The sequence below is a fragment of the Synechococcus sp. 63AY4M2 genome, from assembly GCF_002760475.1.
Classification (GTDB): Bacteria; Cyanobacteriota; Cyanobacteriia; order Thermostichales; family Thermostichaceae; genus Thermostichus.
This window is the reverse complement of sequence record NZ_AXUX01000001.1, coordinates 1,009,702-1,028,383: the sequence shown is the minus strand read 5'-3', so window position 1 is coordinate 1,028,383 and position 18,682 is coordinate 1,009,702. Positions and strand designations below refer to the sequence as shown.

Annotated in this window: 19 protein-coding genes; 6 read left to right on the top strand and 13 right to left on the bottom strand. The window is 60.6% G+C overall.

The features are described from left to right. The 5 genes from SYN63AY4M2_RS04555 to ebsA all read right to left on the bottom strand — a co-directional run. The coding region (locus SYN63AY4M2_RS04555; RefSeq protein ID WP_099887238.1) for a DNA polymerase III subunit gamma/tau at positions 1-2,006 on the bottom strand (2,006 nt) is incomplete at its 3' end. A gap of 88 nt (positions 2,007-2,094) precedes the next feature. Beyond that, a complete protein-coding gene (locus tag SYN63AY4M2_RS04550; protein ID WP_187147164.1) occupies positions 2,095-2,568 on the bottom strand; it encodes a hypothetical protein in 474 nt (157 codons plus the stop codon). A 91-nt stretch (positions 2,569-2,659) separates the two neighbouring features. Then, a complete protein-coding gene (gene coaE, locus SYN63AY4M2_RS04545) occupies positions 2,660-3,352 on the bottom strand; it encodes a dephospho-CoA kinase (protein WP_011429468.1) in 693 nt (230 codons plus the stop codon). Between the two features lie 99 nt (positions 3,353-3,451). After that, complete coding sequence (gene cimA / locus SYN63AY4M2_RS04540) at positions 3,452-5,119, bottom strand: citramalate synthase (protein WP_099887237.1); 1,668 nt, start codon at positions 5,117-5,119, stop codon at positions 3,452-3,454. Beyond that, on the bottom strand, positions 5,109-5,480 hold the full coding sequence (gene ebsA, locus SYN63AY4M2_RS04535) for a type IV pilus biogenesis protein EbsA (RefSeq protein WP_099887236.1): 372 nt from the start codon (positions 5,478-5,480) through the stop codon (positions 5,109-5,111). Before ebsA ends, cimA begins: the two co-directional genes overlap by 11 nt. A 288-nt stretch (positions 5,481-5,768) precedes the next feature. On the opposite strand from ebsA, the gene larE reads away from it, so the two are divergent. The 3 genes from larE to SYN63AY4M2_RS04520 all read left to right on the top strand — a co-directional run bounded on the left by larE (position 5,769) and on the right by SYN63AY4M2_RS04520 (position 9,029). Then, on the top strand, positions 5,769-6,593 hold the full coding sequence (gene larE, locus SYN63AY4M2_RS04530; RefSeq protein WP_011429471.1) for an ATP-dependent sacrificial sulfur transferase LarE: 825 nt from the start codon (positions 5,769-5,771) through the stop codon (positions 6,591-6,593). A 47-nt stretch (positions 6,594-6,640) separates the two neighbouring features. After that, positions 6,641-8,467 carry a DUF3769 domain-containing protein gene (locus SYN63AY4M2_RS04525; RefSeq protein ID WP_011429472.1) on the top strand — a complete coding sequence of 609 codons (1,827 nt, stop codon included), beginning with the start codon at positions 6,641-6,643 and terminating at the stop codon, positions 8,465-8,467. Between the two features lie 280 nt (positions 8,468-8,747). Then, the gene (locus tag SYN63AY4M2_RS04520) at positions 8,748-9,029 is read left to right on the top strand and encodes a DUF1830 domain-containing protein (protein WP_011429473.1); all 282 of its coding nucleotides are present in this window, start codon (positions 8,748-8,750) and stop codon (positions 9,027-9,029) included. A gap of 24 nt (positions 9,030-9,053) precedes the next feature. Here the strand turns inward: SYN63AY4M2_RS04520 and SYN63AY4M2_RS04515 are convergent, their stop codons facing one another. Genes SYN63AY4M2_RS04515 through SYN63AY4M2_RS04505 form a run of 3 tightly spaced genes read right to left on the bottom strand, consistent with a single transcriptional unit; the run spans position 9,054 to position 10,769 of the window. Beyond that, positions 9,054-9,428, bottom strand: a complete 375-nt coding sequence (locus SYN63AY4M2_RS04515; RefSeq protein ID WP_011429474.1) for a hypothetical protein — start codon at positions 9,426-9,428, stop codon at positions 9,054-9,056. Positions 9,429-9,459: 31 nt separating this feature from the next. After that, positions 9,460-10,185 (bottom strand): hypothetical protein, encoded by a 726-nt coding sequence (locus SYN63AY4M2_RS04510; protein WP_041438088.1) that lies wholly within the window; start codon positions 10,183-10,185, stop codon positions 9,460-9,462. A 41-nt stretch (positions 10,186-10,226) separates the two neighbouring features. Then, a complete protein-coding gene (locus SYN63AY4M2_RS04505) occupies positions 10,227-10,769 on the bottom strand; it encodes a DUF3110 domain-containing protein (protein ID WP_011429476.1) in 543 nt (180 codons plus the stop codon). A gap of 481 nt (positions 10,770-11,250) precedes the next feature. On the opposite strand from SYN63AY4M2_RS04505, the gene speD reads away from it, so the two are divergent. The 3 genes from speD (at position 11,251) to SYN63AY4M2_RS04490 (ending at position 13,927) form a co-directional block, all read left to right on the top strand. Next, positions 11,251-11,709: an adenosylmethionine decarboxylase gene (gene speD, locus SYN63AY4M2_RS04500; protein WP_011429477.1), complete on the top strand. Its 459-nt coding sequence runs from the start codon at positions 11,251-11,253 to the stop codon at positions 11,707-11,709. A gap of 28 nt (positions 11,710-11,737) precedes the next feature. After that, on the top strand, positions 11,738-12,676 hold the full coding sequence (locus SYN63AY4M2_RS04495; RefSeq protein WP_011429478.1) for a polyamine aminopropyltransferase: 939 nt from the start codon (positions 11,738-11,740) through the stop codon (positions 12,674-12,676). A 99-nt stretch (positions 12,677-12,775) separates the two neighbouring features. Then, positions 12,776-13,927 carry an NAD-dependent epimerase/dehydratase family protein gene (locus tag SYN63AY4M2_RS04490; RefSeq protein WP_011429479.1) on the top strand — a complete coding sequence of 384 codons (1,152 nt, stop codon included), beginning with the start codon at positions 12,776-12,778 and terminating at the stop codon, positions 13,925-13,927. On the opposite strand, the gene SYN63AY4M2_RS04485 is transcribed toward SYN63AY4M2_RS04490, so the two are convergent. The 5 genes from SYN63AY4M2_RS04485 to lepA form a co-directional block, all read right to left on the bottom strand. Beyond that, a complete protein-coding gene (locus tag SYN63AY4M2_RS04485) occupies positions 13,924-14,835 on the bottom strand; it encodes a histone deacetylase (protein WP_011429480.1) in 912 nt (303 codons plus the stop codon). The two genes, SYN63AY4M2_RS04490 and SYN63AY4M2_RS04485, sit on opposite strands and share 4 nt — an antisense overlap. Positions 14,836-14,884: 49 nt before the next feature. After that, complete coding sequence (locus SYN63AY4M2_RS04480; protein ID WP_011429481.1) at positions 14,885-15,205, bottom strand: hypothetical protein; 321 nt, start codon at positions 15,203-15,205, stop codon at positions 14,885-14,887. 580 nt (positions 15,206-15,785) lie between these two features. Further along, positions 15,786-16,157 carry a ribosome silencing factor gene (gene rsfS, locus SYN63AY4M2_RS04475; protein ID WP_041438093.1) on the bottom strand — a complete coding sequence of 124 codons (372 nt, stop codon included), beginning with the start codon at positions 16,155-16,157 and terminating at the stop codon, positions 15,786-15,788. A gap of 12 nt (positions 16,158-16,169) precedes the next feature. Beyond that, positions 16,170-16,811: a bis(5'-nucleosyl)-tetraphosphatase (symmetrical) YqeK gene (gene yqeK / locus SYN63AY4M2_RS04470; RefSeq protein ID WP_011429484.1), complete on the bottom strand. Its 642-nt coding sequence runs from the start codon at positions 16,809-16,811 to the stop codon at positions 16,170-16,172. Then, entirely contained in the window at positions 16,804-18,615 is a 1,812-nt protein-coding gene (lepA, locus tag SYN63AY4M2_RS04465) for a translation elongation factor 4 (RefSeq protein WP_011429485.1), read from the bottom strand. Before lepA ends, yqeK begins: the two co-directional genes overlap by 8 nt. Between the last annotated feature and the right edge of the window lie 67 nt (positions 18,616-18,682).

The following is an 18,682-nucleotide window of genomic DNA, read 5'->3' as shown; positions in this document are numbered from 1 at the left end:
TCCGGGGATCCCTCTGCTTCCAGGCTCTCGAGAGCGGACAGTTCTGCCGTCGCCTCCTCGGGCGAGGCCAGGATCCCTTGCAAATCTATCAGGCTGCCGTTGAAATGGTCGGCAAAGCGGCGGGCCACCTCCGCCAGCTCGTGGGCAAGGTGGTAGGAGGGAGGCTTTGCCGCTTGCGCTGGCGGGATGGAGTTCTCGCCAGGGGTCTCTGGCTCAGCAGGAGGAGGTTGCCCGACTCTACCGTAGCTTTGGGATCCCGCCTTGGGAGATGGCGATAAGTCTTTGGGGAGGTTGTCGCCCCTGGGGGTTCGGCTCTGCAACTTTGCAGGGGCGAGGGGTGGAGCCTTTTCGCGACCTGAGGTTTCGCCAGCACTCCCCTCACGATGGCGGGACGAAGGTCCCTGCTGCACCACCAAATTTAGCCGCACCGGGCGCTGCAGCAGGTTGTGGAGCGCAGAGCAGAGCTCGGCTTCTTTGCTGCGCACCTTGTCCACTAAGCCCTTATTGGGAAAAGCAAGGGTAATCTCTAAGGTCTCCGTCCCGTCAGAGCCAACGAGAGACTCCTGCTGCAAATAGCCGGATGCCAATAGGCCTCTGGTGATGGGGCGAAGGTTTTCAAGAAACTCCTCCCACCGGGGCCGCAGCAGCTTGAGGGGATGCGGATCTTTCGCTTTTTCCGGGCTGGCCGGCTTCTCCCGACTTGGCTTTGCCGTTTGCGACGGCGGGAGGGATCCCCCTGTTGCAGCAGGGGAAGGGGCTGGGGTCTCTGGAAGGGTTGTCGTAGGAGCTGTCAGCTCCTCGCTGGCTGGGACGGTGGGGCTAGGGGTCTTTCCGACCGTTGGCGGGCCGACGGCTGGGAGCGGCTCTCCGCCTTTGGCCTCTATTGACGGCAGCGGGACGGCACTCTGGCGAAGCTGGCCCAGCAGATCCAGCAGGGCGATCTCCAACCAAAGCTGGGGTTGCCCGCTCTGGCGAATTTGCGGCTCGCACTGGCGCAGGTGGCTCTGGGCCGCCAGCAGCATCTCCACCGAGTAGCGAGGAGCCCGCTGCTGCAGAGCTGCCCAGGTGGGATCCGTTACGGCCGCCAACTGCCGCTGTTGGGGGGCCGTCTTGGCCAGCAGCAGATCCCGGTAAAAAACCACCAGGCTCTGCAGCACCACCAGGGGCTCTCTGCCCCGCTCCAGCAATTGTCGCGTCTGGGCCAGCACCGCCTGCACATCCTGAGCCAGCAACGCATCGGTCAAATCCAAAAGCTGCCGCTCCGGGATCCCGCCCACCAAGTCCCATACGGCTTCTGGGGTGATGGATCCCTCCAGCAAGCTGAGCTGATCCAACAGGCGCTCGGCGTCCCGCAGCCCGCCCTGGGCCAGTTGGGCCACCAGGTGCAAGGCTTCTGGTGCAATGGGGATCCCTTCCTGGGCGGCGATCTGGCCCAGGTGGGCCACCATGTCGTCAAGGGGGATGCGGCGGAAGTCAAACCGCTGACAGCGGGAAACGATGGTGGGCAGAACCCGCTGGGGGTCGGTGGTGGCCAGCACAAACACCACGCGAGGAGGCGGCTCTTCCAGCGTCTTCAGCAACGCGTTGAAGGCGGCATTGCTGAGCATGTGGCACTCGTCGATGACATAGACCTTGTAGCGGCTATTTACCGGCGCAAATTGGGCCCGCTCGATCAGCTCGCGGATGTTGTCTACGCCGGTGTTGCTGGCCGCGTCGATCTCAATCACGTCCAAAGAAGAGCCGGCGGTGATGGCGCGGCACTGGCTGCATACCTGACAGGGATCCGGCGTTGGCCCCTGCTCGCAATTTAAAGACTTGGCCAAGATGCGGGCGCTGGAGGTTTTTCCGGTGCCCCGCGGCCCACAGAACAAGTAGGCCGGCGCCACCCGCCCCAGCCGGATGGCATTGGCCAAAGTCTGCACGACTGCCCCTTGGCCCACCACCTCGGCAAAGCGCTGCGGGCGGTATTTCAAATGAAGGGGTTCGTACTTGCCAGCAACGGCCATTTTTTCGAGCTCTCCAGTCGCCTTGCAAGCGCGCCCCCGCCGAAACCGCTCTTGCTGGGCAATGCTGAGGCATCCCAGGGGGGCTCCCCTATTCTGGCTTCTCCCTTTGTCCCTCAAGAGCGATACTGGGCCTGGGAGGAGATGTCGCTCCCTGGGCGGGCAGAGCTTTGGGATCCCGGCGGCGCAGCGGAGGGATCTGCGGCAATTGCACCTTCCAGCCGGGGGCATCCAGTTGATCCACGTGCTGCAGCCGGTAGCTGAGCTGGTACAGTTCCCTCTTGAGCCGGCGATTTTCTGCCTGCATGGCGGCGATGCGCTCGCGGATGGGCTGCAGGCGGGCCTGAAGTTTGCGCCGGTAGAGCTCCGGCAGCTCCTGGAGCATCTGCTCCAACACCTGCTTTTCTTGGTAGAGCTGCTCGATCTCGGCCTCGTAGCTGCGAATTTGCCGCTGTTGCTTTTCTTGGCGCAGCTCCAACAGGTCGATCTGGCTCTGCAGCAGGCGGTTGCGCTCCCGCAAAAGCTGGATCTCCCGCTCCCGCGCCGCCAGCGCTGAGGTCCACAAAGACTCTCTCCCGCTGCCACAAAGTGCTTCCTGCATCGCCTCTTTCTCGATCCATCCAGACATAGCTGCAAAGAAAGGGATCCCTCCCCCGTCACTCTATCCGGCTCGGCGGGGTGGGGCAAATGGCCCCTCCTTCTCTGGGGTGAGCCCCCAGGGCTTGCCTAACCTGGGCTTCCAGCTGCGCCAGGGATCCGGAATTGTCCAGCACTACATGGGCGCGACGGGCCTTTTCTTCTAGGGGCCACTGGCTGGCCAGGCGCGCCTCGATTTCTGCCGCCGTCAGCAGATCCCGCTGCGCCAGCCGCTGCCGCTGCTGCTCCGGGGTACAGGTCACCACCCAGATCTCGCTGGCCCAGTTTTCCATGTGGGCCTCAAACAGGAGCGGGATCATCAGGCAAACGGTGGGATGGCCTTCCCCGTGAGGACATTGGCAACTGGGTCGAGCCTCAGTCGCTTCCTCAGGCGGCGCAGATGCCCCGTGGGCCTCGAGAAACTCCCGCAGCCGCGCTTTGACAAAAGGATGGATCTGGGCTTCCAGCCAGGCCCGCTCGGCGGCATCGGCAAAGACAATCCGCCCCAACTGGCGGCGATCCAGCGCTCCAGAGGGATCCTGGATGGCCCGGCCGTAGCGCTGCAGCACCCGCTCGCGGATGGGGGATCCCACCGCTAGGGCTTGCCGCGCCATCTGATCTGCATCGGCCACCGGGATCCCGTGCCGTTCCAAGATGCGGGCCACCGTGGATTTGCCTGTGGCTATGCCGCCCGTCAGGCCGATGATTCTCATGGGAGCTGGGTGATTTCAAATGAGTTGGAGACAGGCCCAAGCGCTCCGCGCCGGCCCTCACCCCCAGCCCCTCTCCCAGAGGGAGAGGGGAGATCCCCTTCAAGGCGAGGCCCTTTGGGTAGAGGGTGGGGAAAGGCAAGGTTCTGTTAAGAGACTATACTCAAAGCCTTCCACCAAGGCCCGGCAGGAGGCTTCGATGATGTTGGTGGAAACTCCCACCGTGGTCCAACGGCGGTGGCCGTCGCTAAACTCCACCAGCACCCGCGTCTTGGCCGAGGTGCCGGCCCGCCCGTCCAAGATGCGCACCTTGTAGTCGGCCAGGTGAATGGCCTCCAGTTGCGGGTAAAACTCCAGCAAGGCTTTGCGCAGCGCCCCATCCAAAGCCGCCACCGGCCCATTGCCTTCCGCTGCCGTCACCCGCGTCTGCCCCCGCACCGCAATCTTCACCGCCGCCAAGGACTGCACCTCCGTTGCCTCGCCGCTGGGATCCCAGTCTTTGCTGCTCCAGTCGGAGCGGGTGGTGGCGCTGACATGGAAGCTGAGCACCTCAAACGGATGCGAGCGCTGCCCCAACAGCTCCCGCACCAAGAGCTCAAAGCTGGCCTCAGCGGCCTCAAACTGGTAGCCCTGCAGCTCCAAGGTCTTCAGCCGCTCTAGGATCAAGCGGGCCTGGGGATCCGACTTGTCCAGCCGGATCCCGAACTCGGCCACCTTGCTGAGGATATTGCTCAGCCCCGCCTGTTCCGAGACGACGATGCGCCGGCAGTTGCCCACCTGCTCCGGGGCGATGTGCTCGTAGGTGAGGGGGTTTTTTTGGACGGCGCTGACGTGGATCCCGCCCTTGTGGGCAAAGGCCGACCGGCCCACAAACGGCGCGTGGTCATCTGGGGCCAGGTTGACCACCTCACTGATGGCGCGGGAGATCTCTGTCAGGTGTTGCAGCTTCCCCTCCGGCAGACAGCGGTAGCCCAGCTTCAGTTGCAAGTTGGGGATAACGCTGCACAGGTCGGCATTGCCACAGCGCTCCCCGTAGCCGTTGATGGTGCCCTGCACCATGCGCGCCCCCGACTGTACTGCCGCCAGGGCATTGGCCACAGCAGTGCCAGAGTCGTTGTGGGTGTGGATCCCCAAGGGCAAATGCCCCAGGTGATGGGATTCGGCCAAGACGGCTGCCGTGATGGCGGCGATCTCGTGGGGCAGGGATCCGCCGTTGGTATCGCAGAGAACCAGCCACTCCGCCCCTGCCTCGGCAGCCGCCACGAGGGTTTGCAGGGCGTAGTCGGGGTTGTGGCGGTAGGCGTCGAACCAGTGCTCGGCATCGTAGATCACCCGCCGCCCTTGGGAGCGCAAATAGGCGATGGTGTCGCGGATCATGGCCAGGTTTTCCTGCAGCGTGGTGCCCAGCCCCTCCGTAACATGCAGATCCCAAGACTTGCCAAAAACCGTCACGTAGCGGGTTCCCGCCGCCAAGATGGCCTGCAGCAGGGGGTCATCGGCTGCCCGCCGCCCCGGCTTGCGGGTGGAGCAAAAGGCCACCAGCTCCGCCTGCTCCAGCGGCTCTTCCCGCAGTTGCCAGAAAAATTGTCCATCTTTGGGATTGGCCCCCGGCCAGCCCCCCTCAATAAAGGGGATCCCCAGCCGATCCAGCAGCTTGGCAATCTGCACCTTATCTGGCACCGACAGCGACAGCCCCTCCCGCTGCGCCCCATCCCGCAGCGTGGTGTCGTAGAGGGTGATGGCGACCGGAGAATCTGCTTCAGTCTTCATACCGCATCAACTTTTTGTAAAAGGCGGTGGTGAAATCCGGCGGCTGCCCCCGCTGCACCAGCGCTACCACGTCGATGAGGTAGTCCACAAACTCGTAGTTGACGATGGAGAGCTGGTAAGTGAGCTCGGCATCCTGATCGAAGACCACCTGCACCACGGTCAGATCTGCGGGCAACAGCGACGTGTGCCAACTGGCCAGGAAACGCACGGGCTTGTCTCCCTCGATGGCCCTCTGTCCTTCCAGGCTGCCTTTTTTGTAAAGGCCCACGGCCAGGGGCAGGTACTGCCGGCGGGCAACCGCGTAATAGGGCTGATAGAGGGACACTTCCGACGGGCCGGCGGGTTCGAGCTGCAGAGCCATGGCGTGTCAAGGGAAGAAAACGGTTAAGGACGGCAACAACCCCAACTGCAATCCAGCCTACCGCCTCGACGACTTGCTGGTCTAAGGGTTAGGGGCTCTAGGAGGGATCCGGCACCTTCTTTGGGAGAAAAGCGTTGGAAAGTCGAGAAGCTCTGCGGAAGAATAGGAGAAGTAAAGAGGGGATCCCCCCAAGCGACTCCCTCTTCGGCATGTCCTGGACCCATGGACACCAACCAAGACAGGAACATCGCTTCCCCCGCCCCAGCTCTGGCGACGGAGTGGGATCCCGTGCTGCAGCAAAAGTTTGAGCAGCTTGCCCAGATCTTGGCCAAGATGGGGCGGGTCTTGGTGGCCTACTCAGGCGGGGTGGATAGCAGCCTGGTGGCCAAGCTGGCCTGGGATCAGTTGGGGGAGGGGGCCCTGGCCGTCACTGCCGCCTCCCCTGCCCTTTTGCCCGAAGATCTGGAGGAGGCCATCTGGCAAGCCCAATCCATCGGCATCCGCCACCAGATCGTCGAGACCCAGGAGCTGCAGGATCCCCGCTACGCCGCCAACCCCGCTAACCGCTGCTACTTCTGCAAAAGCCACTTGCATGACCTGCTGTGCCGGCTGGCGCAAGCCCAAGGATACGACTACGTGGTGGATGGCCTCAACGCCGACGATCTGGCCGACTACCGGCCGGGAGTGCAGGCAGCTCGAGAGCGGGGCGTGCGTTCCCCCCTGGCGGAGGTGGGGATGAGCAAGCTGGAGGTGCGGCAACTGTCTCGCCATCTGGGCCTGCCCTGGTGGGATAAGCCGGCTCAGCCCTGCCTCAGCTCCCGCTTTCCCTATGGCGAGGCCATCACTGCCGAGAAGCTGCGCCGAGTGGGGGCGGCAGAGCGCTATTTGCGCAGCTTGGGCTGGCACCAGGTGCGGGTGCGCTCCGAGAAAGATACTGCTCGCATCGAACTGCCCCCTCACCAGATCCGAGAGTTTGTGCAAAAAACCGATCTGGAAGCGCTGGTCAGGGCTCTGCAATCCTTCGGCTACCTCTACGTCAGTCTCGATTTGGAGGGCTACCGCAGCGGCAAGCTCAACCGCGCCCTCAACCCGCCCCCGCCGACAACGGGCTGAGCCAGCCCGGGGGCTTGGGCTGAAGTTTTGCGCAGGTTTGGGGGAGTATGAAAGGGTTTTGGTGGCTCTGGCTTTGCTTGGGGGTGTTTGGCCTGGCAACGGCTGCTCCTGCCTCAGCCCAGAAAGACCAGGTGGCAGCCGCTCAGCCTGGGGATACGAGTGCCCCCGATACCCTTGCGGATCGCACGTTACGGCTGCGCTCCGACCGCCAAACCTTCGACCAACGGGCGCAGGTTTTCCAGGCGGAAGGAAATGTGGAGATGCGGCTGGGCCGCTCTGTGCTGCGGGCAGACCGCCTGCGCATCGAGCTGCAACAGCGGCGAGCCGTGGCCGAGGGCAATGTCTCGGTGGAGCTGCATCGGCAGCGCATCCAGGGATCCCGCCTGGAATACGACTTTGAGCGGGAGCAGGGAGTTTTGGAAGAGGCCTTCGGGCAGGTGGATATCGGCCAGTTGCAGGCCGCCGGATCCCCGGCAGCGGCCCTCTCGCCGCAGCGGCTGGTGCGCTTTCGCGCCGTTCGCATCCGCTTCGCTGCCAACAACTGGGAAGGAGAGCAAGTGCAGTTGACCAACGACCCGCTAGATCCGCCAGAGCTGGAGATCCGCAGCCCGCGAGTGACCTCCGCCCTGCAGCCGGATGGTTCCAGCCTGCTGATGGCCGAGGCGGGGCAACTGGTTTTCGACCAGGTCTTTTTTTTGCCCCTGCCCATTCGGCTGCGTCTTGACTCCTTCAACCGTCAGCCTCCGGTCAGCCTTTTTTACGATGACTTCGACCGGGAAGAACTGCGGCGCGGCCTGATCCTGCAAGCCAACATCGAGCTGCTGCAGGATCCCAACCTCAGCTTGGTGCTCTCCCCCCAACTGTATCCGCAGCGCCTCTGGGGGAGCCTCCAAGGGATCCGCGATGGGGTTGGGCTGCGGACGGATTTTCGTTGGCGGCAACCGGAAGCCAATGCCCAAACCTCGCTGTTTGCCGAGCTGCGCGGGATCGTCTTCGAGGAATTTGCTCGGCGCTTGCGGGCGCAGGTCGAACACCGCGTTACCACCGGCGACGGCGGCCAAGTCACCTACACCTATGCTTATCGGGAGCGTTTTTTCAGCGGGCGGCTGGGGTTTCAGATCGTGGAAAATCGCTTCGGTGTCAGCTACAACTCGCCCACCCTCCTTCTCGGCGACACCGGCTTGAATTTCAGCTACCGCATAGCCGCCGACTCCATCGACGCCCTAGGACAACTCGGCGACATCGACACCGATCCCGATCTAGCCCTGGCCAAGACCACCGACCGCATCCAGCTCACCCGACTGCAACTGGGGGCAACCGTGAGCCGCTCCTTTCCCATTTGGCGGCCCCCCAAGACGGCAGCAGATCCCCCACCCCGCTTTTCCGCTTTGCCCATCGAACAGGGAATCTGGCTCAACACCGGCCTCAGCAGCAGCCAGTCGTTCTACTCCAATGGCCGTGCCCAAAGCTATACTGCCGGCAGCATTGGCCTCGACGCGGTAATCGGGGCTTTCGTGGCCGATACCTTCGACTACACCAACCTGAGGGTGACCTACTCCAATGGCTTTTTGGCGGGGGCCTCGCCGTTTTTGTTCGACCGCATCACCACGCGGGAGCAGCTTGTTCTGGGCTTTTTACAGCAACTGTACGGCCCGCTGCGGGTGGGGGCCGAAACCACACTGGATCTCCAATCCGGCCAGCAGGTGGATACCACCTATCGCCTGGGTTACGACCGCCGCACCTATGGATTTAGCTTGCAATACAATCCGGTGCGTCAGTCGGGGGCGCTGGAGCTGCGGGTGGAGGGCCTGAACTGGGATCCCCGCCAGTCCTCGCCGAAGCCGACGACCGGAGCGAGCCTCCACGAGCCGTGATCCCCAAACTCCCAAGGGGACTCAAAATGTAATCTTAACTACTGCTCTGCGGAGATTCTCTGTGAGAAATTGCCTCGCCGCAGGGAGAAATTTCAATCCAAATCCCTCCTGATTTGAAGGGCCATTCTGAAAAATCAAAACTGTAAGATAAAATACAGAAATTACTTTTCCAGGATTCATTTTTGCTGGTTGGGATCGCCGTATCAAAGGCTACTGCAGCGATCCCCAGGCGGTGTTAGGGTAGATAGTAGGCTGAGCAGAGTGGGCTGGTGATCTAATTATGCAAACACTTGATGCGATCCCCGACAAAAAACGAGTAGAGCGAATAACCTGTAGCTACATCAACGCGACCAGCTCCGTTCAGGTGGTTCGCATCACAAATATCGAGAACTGGTACTTTGAGCGGGTGGTCTTCCCAGGGCAGCGGCTGCTGTTTGAGGCAGTGCTGGGAGCCAAACTGGAGATCCACACGGGCATGATGGCCAGCTCCATCCTGACGGATATCATCCCTTGCGAAAAGCTGCGCGTGCGAGAGACGGAGCCGGTGACGGTGGGCGCCTAGATGCCCCGAGGCCAGCGGTGTGGACTAGGTCTCGCGACCTTGCTCCTTTCTCTCCTCTCTTTCCGGGCTAGGGGAAGGTTGGGGTGAGGGGCGAGGCTTGGGCGGCAGTGGGATCTCAAGGAAACGGGCGCTCAACCGCACCGGGCTGATCTCGCGCCGTTGCGGCGGCCACGGGATCCCCAGCCAACGGGCCGTGAGCTCCAGCAGGCTGGGGGGCGGTGTGGGAGTAGGGGTGGGCGTTGGTGGTGGGGTGGGGTACAGATCCAAGCGCGGCGGACGGGGGGTGCTGACCCGAAAAGCATCGGGGGGAGGTTGGGTCAGCGGCACATTGGGATCCCCGCACCCCAGCAGGCCCAGCCCCAGCAGGATGTACAGCGTTGCGGTGCCTCTGCTTCTCATGAACAAGCTGCCGAGCATCGACACCAGACTATCACCGGGATCCCAGGGCTCTGAGCTGGGTTTGCAGATCTGCTTCCAGGGCAGATAGCTCGCGAGCTATGGCTGCGTAGCGGTTGGCAGTCAAGTTTTTGGCGATAAATTGCTCCAGCAGTTGCTGATCCCGGGCAACCATCTGGTTAAAGTACTGCTCTACGGGAACCCGTGGGTCTTCGATCAAGGCTCTGCACATCTGCAAAGCCGTGATCAACTGGGCCCGCACCTGCAAAAAGAGCGACTGGATATACCGCTGCTCGGCCTCGCTCAGTTGGCGAAAATCTCGCCAATACTGGCCCCCCTCCAGCGATTGTTGGAGCTCTTGCACCCAGCGGTTGTACTCTTTTACCTTGCGGGCGAGATCGCTGGCAAACTCCATGATCTTGGGAGGGCTATTTAGGAGGTGGGCCTCCTGCCAGCGCTGGCGAATGCGGCGCAGGCTCTGCTGCAGCTCCAAGCTGGCCCAGAGGAGCCCCAGCAAAACCACCGCCAGCAACACGACGGCCACTGTATACAGTAGCCAATAGCCGGGATCCCGCATCCCCAAAAAGATCACCAGGGCAACCACCAACAGGCAGAGGGCCAGCATAACCCAGAAGCGCAGTTGTTGTTGTTGCAGACGCAGGTACCCTTCCCTCAGGCCAAATGCTTCACAGCAAGCCTCCAGATCCGCATCCATGATCTGGCGAAACTCCTCTAGAGAGATTGGTTCGGCAGTGATCATCGAAGACCCTCGCAACGCAATCTGGGTTGAAGTCCAGGCCGTTAGGATTTGCCCTGCCAATTCCGCGCGGCTTCCGTACTCTCCTCCAGCGGCTCCAGCACCTCGCTGGCTGGAACCACCATCAACCCATAGCCCCCTTCGCGACAAAAATCGACGATCTCCTGAGTATCAAAGCGCTCGGCCAGCGGCTTGGGCAGCCCCTGCTGGGCCAGCCTTTGGGCATATTTTTTCGCCCCAAAGGCGCTCTCAAACGCAATGACAATGTCCTGCCCCCCGATCTGGCGTGTGCAGATCCCCTCTTGGCCATTGGCTTGGTAAAGCAGCACGATGACCTGGGAAGGCAAGTCTTCCGGGCTAGCCCAAGCCAACTCCTTCTCAGCCTGGGATCCGCCGCCGAGCAACACATCCCGCGCCTCGTTGAGCCGTGCCAGTTGCGCCTCCAGCAAGGGCCTTTGCCGTTCGTCCTCCAGCTCCAAGAGGGCGGCACTGAGGGTTTGATATTCTCGAAACCACTTCCTCCGGATCTCCCGTTCGCTGGCATCCGGCGGCAGGTTGAGAACTTGGAGGGCCTCGGCGGTGTCCATCGACAGCCTCTGCTCGGATTGAGAGGAACGTCACTGTCCACAGTCTAGACTAACCGCTCTGGGAGCTTTGAGAGGGGGACTCTTCCAGGGATCCCCGCTCCTTGGCGCTGTCAGCCGGTCGTTGGGTAGGAAGCCGAACTGCTGAGCAATTCCCCTTGCACCACGTTCGAGATGCCGCCAGCGGGGTGGGCAGATATCGGGCTTGGCCAACTGGATAGGCAAATCGGGCAGAGCAGCAAAGGATGGTGTGGCACAGCAAGTGGGGGTTGCCTGCCAGCAGCTACTGCAAGTTGTGAAAGAATCGCCGCTCTCCCCCTGCGTGGGAGCAAGCCGGCAGGGCTGCGGACAACGTCAAGGTTAATTCTCAGTTAAGAAAAAAGCCGTTGCGGGGTGTAATCCCGCTGCATCTATGAGAAGATGGTAAAGCTGTGCTTTTTGTTCGCACGGCTTCGGTAGTCTATCTGGCCAATTAGGGGATAGTATGCTGCACACACTATCTGGCCAATTAGGGGATAGGTCTCTGGCTCTGATCGGGATCCACTGCATCCTAGAGCTTTACGACTGCCCGGCCAAACTTCTGGATGATGTTTCCCTGGTGCAACAGGCCTTGCGGGAGGCAGCAAGACGCTCCAACTCCACCCTCTTGGGCGAGCTTTGCCATCCGTTTGAGCCACAGGGGATCACGGCTCTGGCCCTTTTGGGAGAATCCCATATCTCCATTCACACTTGGCCCGAAGCGGGCTATGCAGCGGTGGATGTGTTCACCTGTGGTCGCCACACGCGGCCCGAAGCAGCCTGTGAATACTTGATCCAGGTGTTTCAAGCGCGGCGGTATTCGCTGCGCAAGCTACCTCGCCGAACCACGGATGCGGCACCCATTGAAGAGATGGCGGATTTTCCCAAAGCGCTAAGCTGTGAAACGGCCGGACGAAGGCGCTGAGATCCCGCCACTTTTTGTCAGGTGTCCTATGAACACCCCAAAGAGCTTCTTCTGGGCGCAGGAGTACTTCACCCCCTGGGACTACACTGCCCGTGCCATCACGCGCATTCTGGCCTACCGAAAAACCCGTTTTCAGGAGATGCTGATCGCCGAGACGGGAGCCTATGGCAAGGGCCTGATGCTGGATGGCCACTGGCAGTCCACCACGGCGGACGAATTCCTGTACCACGAGGCTCTGGTTCATCCGGCCCTGGTGCAGGTCGTCCAGGCGGGTGGGATCCCGCGGCGAGTGTTGATATTGGGTGGTGCGGAAGGGGCGACGCTGCGGGAGGTGCTGCGCTGGCGCTCGGTGGAGCAAGTGGTGATGGTGGATATCGACGGGGAGGTGGTGGAAGCCTGTCGAGAGCATCTGCCGGAAATGCACCAAGGATCCTTTGCGGATCCGCGGGCAGAGGTGGTGATCGCCGACGCCTTGGACTTTCTTGGCCAGACGGAGCCGATCTGGGACGCGATCCTTTCCGATCTGTCGGATCCCGTTGAGGCCGGCCCGGCCTACCGCCTCTTTACCCAGGAGTTTTTCCGCCAGGTTCGCTCCAAGTTGCAGACCGCTGGGGCTTTTGTCATCCAAGCTGGGCCGACGGGTCCAGTGGAGTTGTGGCAGCACACTCGCATCGTTCACACCTTGAAAACGGTGTTTGCTGCTGTGCAGCCCTACGCTATCTACGCCCCCACCTACGGCGGGCCGCTGGGGTTTGCCCTGGCAGCCCAGGATCCCATCTCTTCCAGGCCGGAGCCCGAACAGGTCGACCAGATCCTGGCCCAACACCTGGATCCCGACCGCGGAGCGCTGCGCTTCATCGATGGCATCACCCTCCTGGGACTCTACCAGGTTCCCGCCCACCTGCGCCGTGCCATTGCTGCTGAGACCACCGTCTACACCCTGGCCAACCCTCCTCAGGTCGAGTAATCTGGCGGCCCAATCCGCGATTAAAAGTGGGATCCCAGGGTATTTGTCTTCGGTGCCATAACTTGGTAGATTCGTGAGCAGCCGAATTTTGCTTCCCCGATGAAAGTCCTGGTTATTGGTGGTGACGGATACTGCGGCTGGGCAACGGCCCTACACCTGTCCAACAGGGGCTATGAGGTGGCCATTCTCGATTCCTACGTGCGCCGCCTCTGGGATCTGCAGCTAGGGGTTTCTACCCTGACGCCCATTGCCCAGCTCGAGCAGCGGGTGGATCGCTGGAAGGGGCTGACCGGCAAGGATATTCCCATTTTCGTTTGCGACGTCACCAACTACGAGGCCCTCATTTCTTGCATGCGTCGCTTTGAGCCGGAGGCCATCGTCCACTTTGGCGAGCAGCGCTCTGCTCCCTACTCGATGATTAGCCGCGAACATGCGGTGATGACCCAGGTCAACAACGTGGTGGGCACCCTGAACATCCTCTACGCCATCAAGGAGGAGTTTCCCGACTGCCACCTGGTGAAGCTGGGCACCATGGGCGAGTATGGCACCCCCAACATCGACATCGAGGAGGGGTACATCACCATCGAGCACAACGGCCGCAAGGATACCCTGCCCTATCCCAAACAGCCGGGTTCCATGTATCACCTCTCCAAGGTGCACGACAGCCACAACATCCACTTCGCCTGCCGCGTCTGGGGCCTGCGGGCTACCGACCTCAATCAAGGGGTGGTGTACGGCGTGTTAACAGAAGAAACCGGCATGGATGAGGTGCTGATCAACCGCCTCGACTACGATGGCGTGTTCGGCACGGCCCTGAACCGCTTTTGCGTTCAAGCCGCAGTGGGCCACCCCCTGACGGTGTACGGCAAGGGGGGCCAAACCCGTGGCTTCCTGGATATCCGCGATACGGTGCGCTGTGTGGAGCTGGCCATCGCCAATCCTCCTGAGCCAGGTCAGTTCCGGGTGATGAACCAGTTCACCGAGCAATTTAGCGTGGAGCAACTGGCGCTGATGGTGCAAAAGGCCGGAGCCGCCATGGGCCTGAAGGTGGAAATCAACTACTTGGAAAACCCCCGTGTCGAGCTGGAGGAGCACTACTACAACGCCAAAAATACCAAGCTCCTAGACCTGGGCCTACAACCCCACTACCTATCTGACTCGCTTTTGGACTCGCTGCTCAACTTCGCCCTCAAGTACAAAGACCGCGTGGATGTGCGGCAGATCCTGCCCAAGGTGAAGTGGAAGGGCTAGCTCTCCAGGCAAGCTTGGGCCAGGCTCAGCCAGCCGCGGGCCAGATTCTCCAGGTCATAGCCCCCTTCTAACCCGAAGACGGTCTTGCGGGTCACCTCCTCCAGGCAGAGGTGGGCCATGCGGCCAAAGTCTTCCGGCTCCAGCAGCATACTGGCCAAGGGATCCCCTTTGGCACAGTCAAAGCCGGCGCTCACCAGCAGCAAATCCGGTTGGAAGGCCCGCAAAAACGGCAAGACCTTCTCATCGAGAGCTTTTTTGTAGACCGACCAGTCTGACCTGGCAGGCAGAGGCACGTTGCAGAGGTTGCCGTGGATCCCGGTTTCCTCGGCCAAGCCCGTGCCAGGGTAGAGGGGAAACTGATGGATAGAGGCATAGGCCAGTTGGGGGTGACGCTCCACCACCGCCTGCGTGCCGTTGCCGTGGTGCACATCCCAATCGAAAATGGCTACCCGCCTCACCCCCGGCTGATCCAGGGCCCAGAGGGCGGCAATGGCGGCGTTACTGAAGAGACAAAACCCCATTGCCCGTTCCGGCTCCGCGTGATGCCCCGGCGGGCGACACAGCACCAAAGCAGGCTGAGCCGCGGCCAAAGCCGAGGCCGAAGCAGCAATCCAGGCTCCAACTGCCTGCCGCGCCGCCTCAAAGCTCGCTGGGGAAACGGCGGTATCGGCATCGAGGCGACCCCCTCCTGCCTCAGCCAACTCGGCCACCCGTTGAATGTGCCAGCGCGGGTGTACCCGCTCCAGTTGTGCAAGATCGGCCAAGGGGGGATCCCGCCATTCCAGATGCTCGGCGAAAGAGGCACCGCGCAGCGCCTTGACAATGGCCTGCAGGCGAGCCGGACGCTCGGGGTGAAACGGCCCGGCGTCGTGGCGGAGAAAAGTCTCAGAATAGTAAACGGGCAACATACCAGGGCAAGGTAGCGTTCTTGCAGTCTAGCCTAAGCCCATCTTCCCTCTACCCGTAGAAGGCTTCCGACATGGATCCCGCATAGGGATCAACGCCAAAAGAAGCTTGTTGCAGCTTTTGATTGACCACCTCCCGCACTACCGAGCGGAGCAATTCCAGCTCAGAAGGGTTGAGCTGATCGCGGCTGGGACACTCATCGGCAGCCAGCCACATATAAACAGCAGGAACCCGGTTTAAGATCTGCTGCATCAGCGCTTCCCGCTCCCTGGCATCGTGGAAAACCTGCTGATGGGGGTGCTCAGTACAGAGGACATTTTCCAGTTCTCCCAAAGCCAGGTACTCAACGATATTAACCAACATCTTTTCCATTTGTCCCTCCTAAAAATCCCCGTCGCTCTTAAAACAGGCATTAAACAAAAAGTGCAACTTTCTCCTTTCCTCCTTCGCCGCTCTTTGCCTCGGACTCTTGCCTACAGGCCGGATAGCTGAGCCGGCGGCAGATCCAGTCCACCAGCGGGAAGAGGTTGTGGATTTGTCTGCTAAGATCTCCCCTGCGGCCAATCCTTAGCCCCCTCTATTTGCCCCGTTTGCCCTCCCCTCTGCCGCTGAAAGCAGCCAACAATCAGCAGCCGGAAAATCTCTTCGCTGGTATCCGGTACCAACGAAAAATTATCGGCTTTTTGAGAAGGACAGGGTAGGCCATTTAACAAAGACTATAGAAACTCAACCGCAAGAGGGAAGAAGATCTTACCCAGCTACTCCTCCTCCAATACGCTAACACGTAACTATGTAGGAAGTTATGGGACTATTAAGAAGTTTGCACATTTCTTGACGATCGGCTAACACTTTCGTTTGGCAAAGACACCCACTTGAAGAGCTAAGCGGAGCAACTCTTCGCCTGGCTACAAGCTCTGAAAAGCTGCCAAGATCTAAGGATCTAAAACTATGTCTAGCCTGCTATTGGCAAATCGACTCGCTGAGCCTGGATCCAGAAAGATTCCAGGTCGTAATAGTCTCTTTCCTCCTGCATGAACACATGGACGATGAGATCGGCATAGTCGATCAGTATCCAAGAGCCTGACTCTTGACCTTCGATGCGGCGCGGACTCTGTTGCCACTCCTCCCAAACCTTTTCCTCGATTGCTCGGGCAATGGCCCGTACTTGCGTAAGCGAGTAGCCACTGATCAAAAGGAAGTAATCCGCCAACGTGGAAATTTGGGATACATCCAGCAGGACAATGTCGCCGCCTTTTTTTTCTTCTGCTGCGCGAGCTGCGCTCAACGCCATGCGATAGATGGGATCCCTGGCACGGACAGGCATGGACTGTAGCAACTAAAACCCTCCTGAAACGACTGAATTGACTGGAGACACAATCTCCTCCGAACCTTTTTTACCCAAAGGATGCAGCAGAAAATGATTCCGAGTCATGAGTGTGCGTGGATGGATCACCTGATACCGGTTTAGCAGAAATCTCAGGCTGAGATCGCAAACCCCCACCACAGCTTTAGATAAATCTACAAAAGCTAGTCGTCGCAGATGTTCTAGCTCCGGACTGTTGCCGCGGTTGGGTTCCAGAGCATCGGCTACAAAAACCACACAACTGAGCGGATCCATGCCGGGCCGTCCCAGGGTGTGGTTGGCGATGGCTGCCAAGATCTCCGCATCCTGCACCTGAAATCGCTCCCGTGCCAGCAGGGATCCCACCTCGGCATGGAGAAGGTGGGGCTCGGCCCGCTCGATCTCGTCCAACTCCCGCTCCTGAGCGACGCTCTGCAGCAGTTGCTCCGGGGGGAAGGACTTGGCCAAGTCGTGCATCAGCCCTGCCCAAGCAGCTTTTTGCTCATCCAGCCCATAGTGAGCTGCCAGTTGCCGGGCCATCGCCTCTACCCCCAAGATGTGGCGAAGGCGAGGGGGGGGCACCTGCTCCTGGAGCCAGGCCAACACCTCTTCCCGCCGTAAGACCGGGCTAGTCATTTTGCAACTTCAGCACCGCCATAAACGCCTCTTGGGGCACCTCGACGGTTCCCACCGCCTTCATGCGCTTTTTCCCCTCCTTTTGTTTTTCCAACAGCTTGCGCTTGCGGGTCACATCCCCCCCATAGCACTTGGCCAGGACATTTTTGCGCAGGGCAGGAATAGTTTCGCGGGCTATCACCCGAGAGCCAATTGCTGCTTGAATGGGCACCTCAAACTGGTGGCGTGGGATCAGCTCGCGCAGCTTGGCTACCAAAGACCGGCCCACATAAAAGGCTTTGTCCCGATGCACAATGGTGGACAGAGAATCCACCACGTCGCCGTTGATGAGGATGTCCAAGCGCACCAGGTCGTCGGCGCGGTAACCCACCATTTGGTAATCCATACTGGCGTAGCCGCGGGTGCGAGATTTCAGTTGATCGAAAAAGTCGGTGACCACTTCTGCCAGCGGTAGCTCATACACGAGCGTAGTTCGACCCTGCGCCAGGTATTTCATGTCCTTAAAGGTGCCGCGTTTGGTCTCGCACAGCTCCATCACGGTACCGACAAATTCCTCAGGAAGAATCACCTCTACCCTCACAATCGGCTCCTCAATGCTGGTGCGCTCGTTGGGGGGAGGCAGCTTGCTGGGATTGTCTACCCGAATCACAGAGCCATCGTTGAGGGTAACCTGATACACCACCGTCGGAGCGGTGATCACCAAATCCAGGTTGTATTCCCGCTCCAGGCGTTCCTGCACCACCTCCATGTGCAGCAGGCCCAAGAAACCACAGCGGAAGCCAAAGCCCATCGCAGGGGAAACTTCCGGCTCAAAGTAGAGGGCGGCATCGTTGAGCTTCAGTTTTTCCAGAGCTTCTTTGAGTTCGGCGTATTGATCGGAGTTGCTGGGGAAGAGGCCGCAGAAGACCATCGGCTTGGCTTCTTTGTAGCCGGGCAGAGGCTCAGAGGCCTTGCGATGGACAAGTGTGATGGTATCCCCGACACGGGCGTGCTCGACACTTTTAATGGCGGCGGCAATGTAGCCCACTTCCCCAGCATGGAGAGACGCAACGGACTCTTGATGAGGGCGCATCACCCCCAGCTCGGTAATTTCGTATTCCCGACCGGAGGCCATGAAGCAGATCTTATCTCCCGTCTTCACCTCCCCATCCATGATGCGCACATAGACAATCACGCCGCGGTAGGAGTCGTAGTAGCTATCGAAAATTAGGGCCCGCAAGGGATCCGCCACTGTATCCCGCGGCGGGGGCACCCGCTGCACAATGGCCTCTAGGATCTCTGGGATGCCGATGCCCATTTTGGCAGAGGCCAAGATCGCTCCGCTGCAATCGAGGCCGATGACCTGCTCGATCTCGGCGATCACCCGCTCCGGCTCCGCCCCCGGCAGGTCGATTTTGTTAATGACCGGGATGATCTCCAGGTTGTTCTCCAGGGCCAGATAGACGTTGGCCAGGGTCTGCGCCTCCACACCTTGAGAGGCATCCACCACCAGCAGCGCCCCTTCGCAGGCGGCCAGGGAGCGGGAGACTTCGTAGGTAAAGTCCACATGCCCCGGCGTATCGATGAGGTTGAGGACATAGTCTTGGCCGTCTTGGGCGCGGTAGTTCATGCGGGCCGCCTGCAGCTTGATGGTGATGCCCCGCTCCCGTTCCAGTTCCATGTTGTCCAACAGTTGCGGCTTCATCTCGCGGGCTGAAACGGTGCCGGTCGCCTCCAGCAGCCGGTCGGCCAGGGTGGATTTACCGTGGTCGATGTGGGCGATGATGGAAAAGTTGCGAATGCGGGAGACGGGAACGTCGGTCATAAAAACCTGGTTGGGGCAAAGATTTTTTACAATGCTAGCCTCTTTGGCCCTCTGCCTGGGCCAAGGT

Coding starts and splice junctions, on each gene's coding strand:
- SYN63AY4M2_RS04510 (WP_041438088.1), bottom strand. CDS start 10,185: ATGATCACTGCCGAACCAATCTCTCTAGAGGAGTTTCGCCAGATCATG.
- speD (WP_011429477.1), top strand. CDS start 11,251: ATGCTGCACACACTATCTGGCCAATTAGGGGATAGGTCTCTGGCTCTG.
- SYN63AY4M2_RS04515 (WP_011429474.1), bottom strand. CDS start 9,428: ATGAGAAGCAGAGGCACCGCAACGCTGTACATCCTGCTGGGGCTGGGC.
- SYN63AY4M2_RS04485 (WP_011429480.1), bottom strand. CDS start 14,835: ATGTTGCCCGTTTACTATTCTGAGACTTTTCTCCGCCACGACGCCGGG.
- ebsA (WP_099887236.1), bottom strand. CDS start 5,480: ATGGCTCTGCAGCTCGAACCCGCCGGCCCGTCGGAAGTGTCCCTCTAT.
- SYN63AY4M2_RS04495 (WP_011429478.1), top strand. CDS start 11,738: ATGAACACCCCAAAGAGCTTCTTCTGGGCGCAGGAGTACTTCACCCCC.
- SYN63AY4M2_RS04480 (WP_011429481.1), bottom strand. CDS start 15,205: ATGGAAAAGATGTTGGTTAATATCGTTGAGTACCTGGCTTTGGGAGAA.
- lepA (WP_011429485.1), bottom strand. CDS start 18,615: ATGACCGACGTTCCCGTCTCCCGCATTCGCAACTTTTCCATCATCGCC.
- SYN63AY4M2_RS04505 (WP_011429476.1), bottom strand. CDS start 10,769: ATGGACACCGCCGAGGCCCTCCAAGTTCTCAACCTGCCGCCGGATGCC.
- SYN63AY4M2_RS04520 (WP_011429473.1), top strand. CDS start 8,748: ATGCAAACACTTGATGCGATCCCCGACAAAAAACGAGTAGAGCGAATA.
- cimA (WP_099887237.1), bottom strand. CDS start 5,119: ATGAAGACTGAAGCAGATTCTCCGGTCGCCATCACCCTCTACGACACC.
- yqeK (WP_011429484.1), bottom strand. CDS start 16,811: ATGACTAGCCCGGTCTTACGGCGGGAAGAGGTGTTGGCCTGGCTCCAG.
- SYN63AY4M2_RS04525 (WP_011429472.1), top strand. CDS start 6,641: ATGAAAGGGTTTTGGTGGCTCTGGCTTTGCTTGGGGGTGTTTGGCCTG.
- coaE (WP_011429468.1), bottom strand. CDS start 3,352: ATGAGAATCATCGGCCTGACGGGCGGCATAGCCACAGGCAAATCCACG.
- SYN63AY4M2_RS04490 (WP_011429479.1), top strand. CDS start 12,776: ATGAAAGTCCTGGTTATTGGTGGTGACGGATACTGCGGCTGGGCAACG.
- rsfS (WP_041438093.1), bottom strand. CDS start 16,157: ATGCCTGTCCGTGCCAGGGATCCCATCTATCGCATGGCGTTGAGCGCA.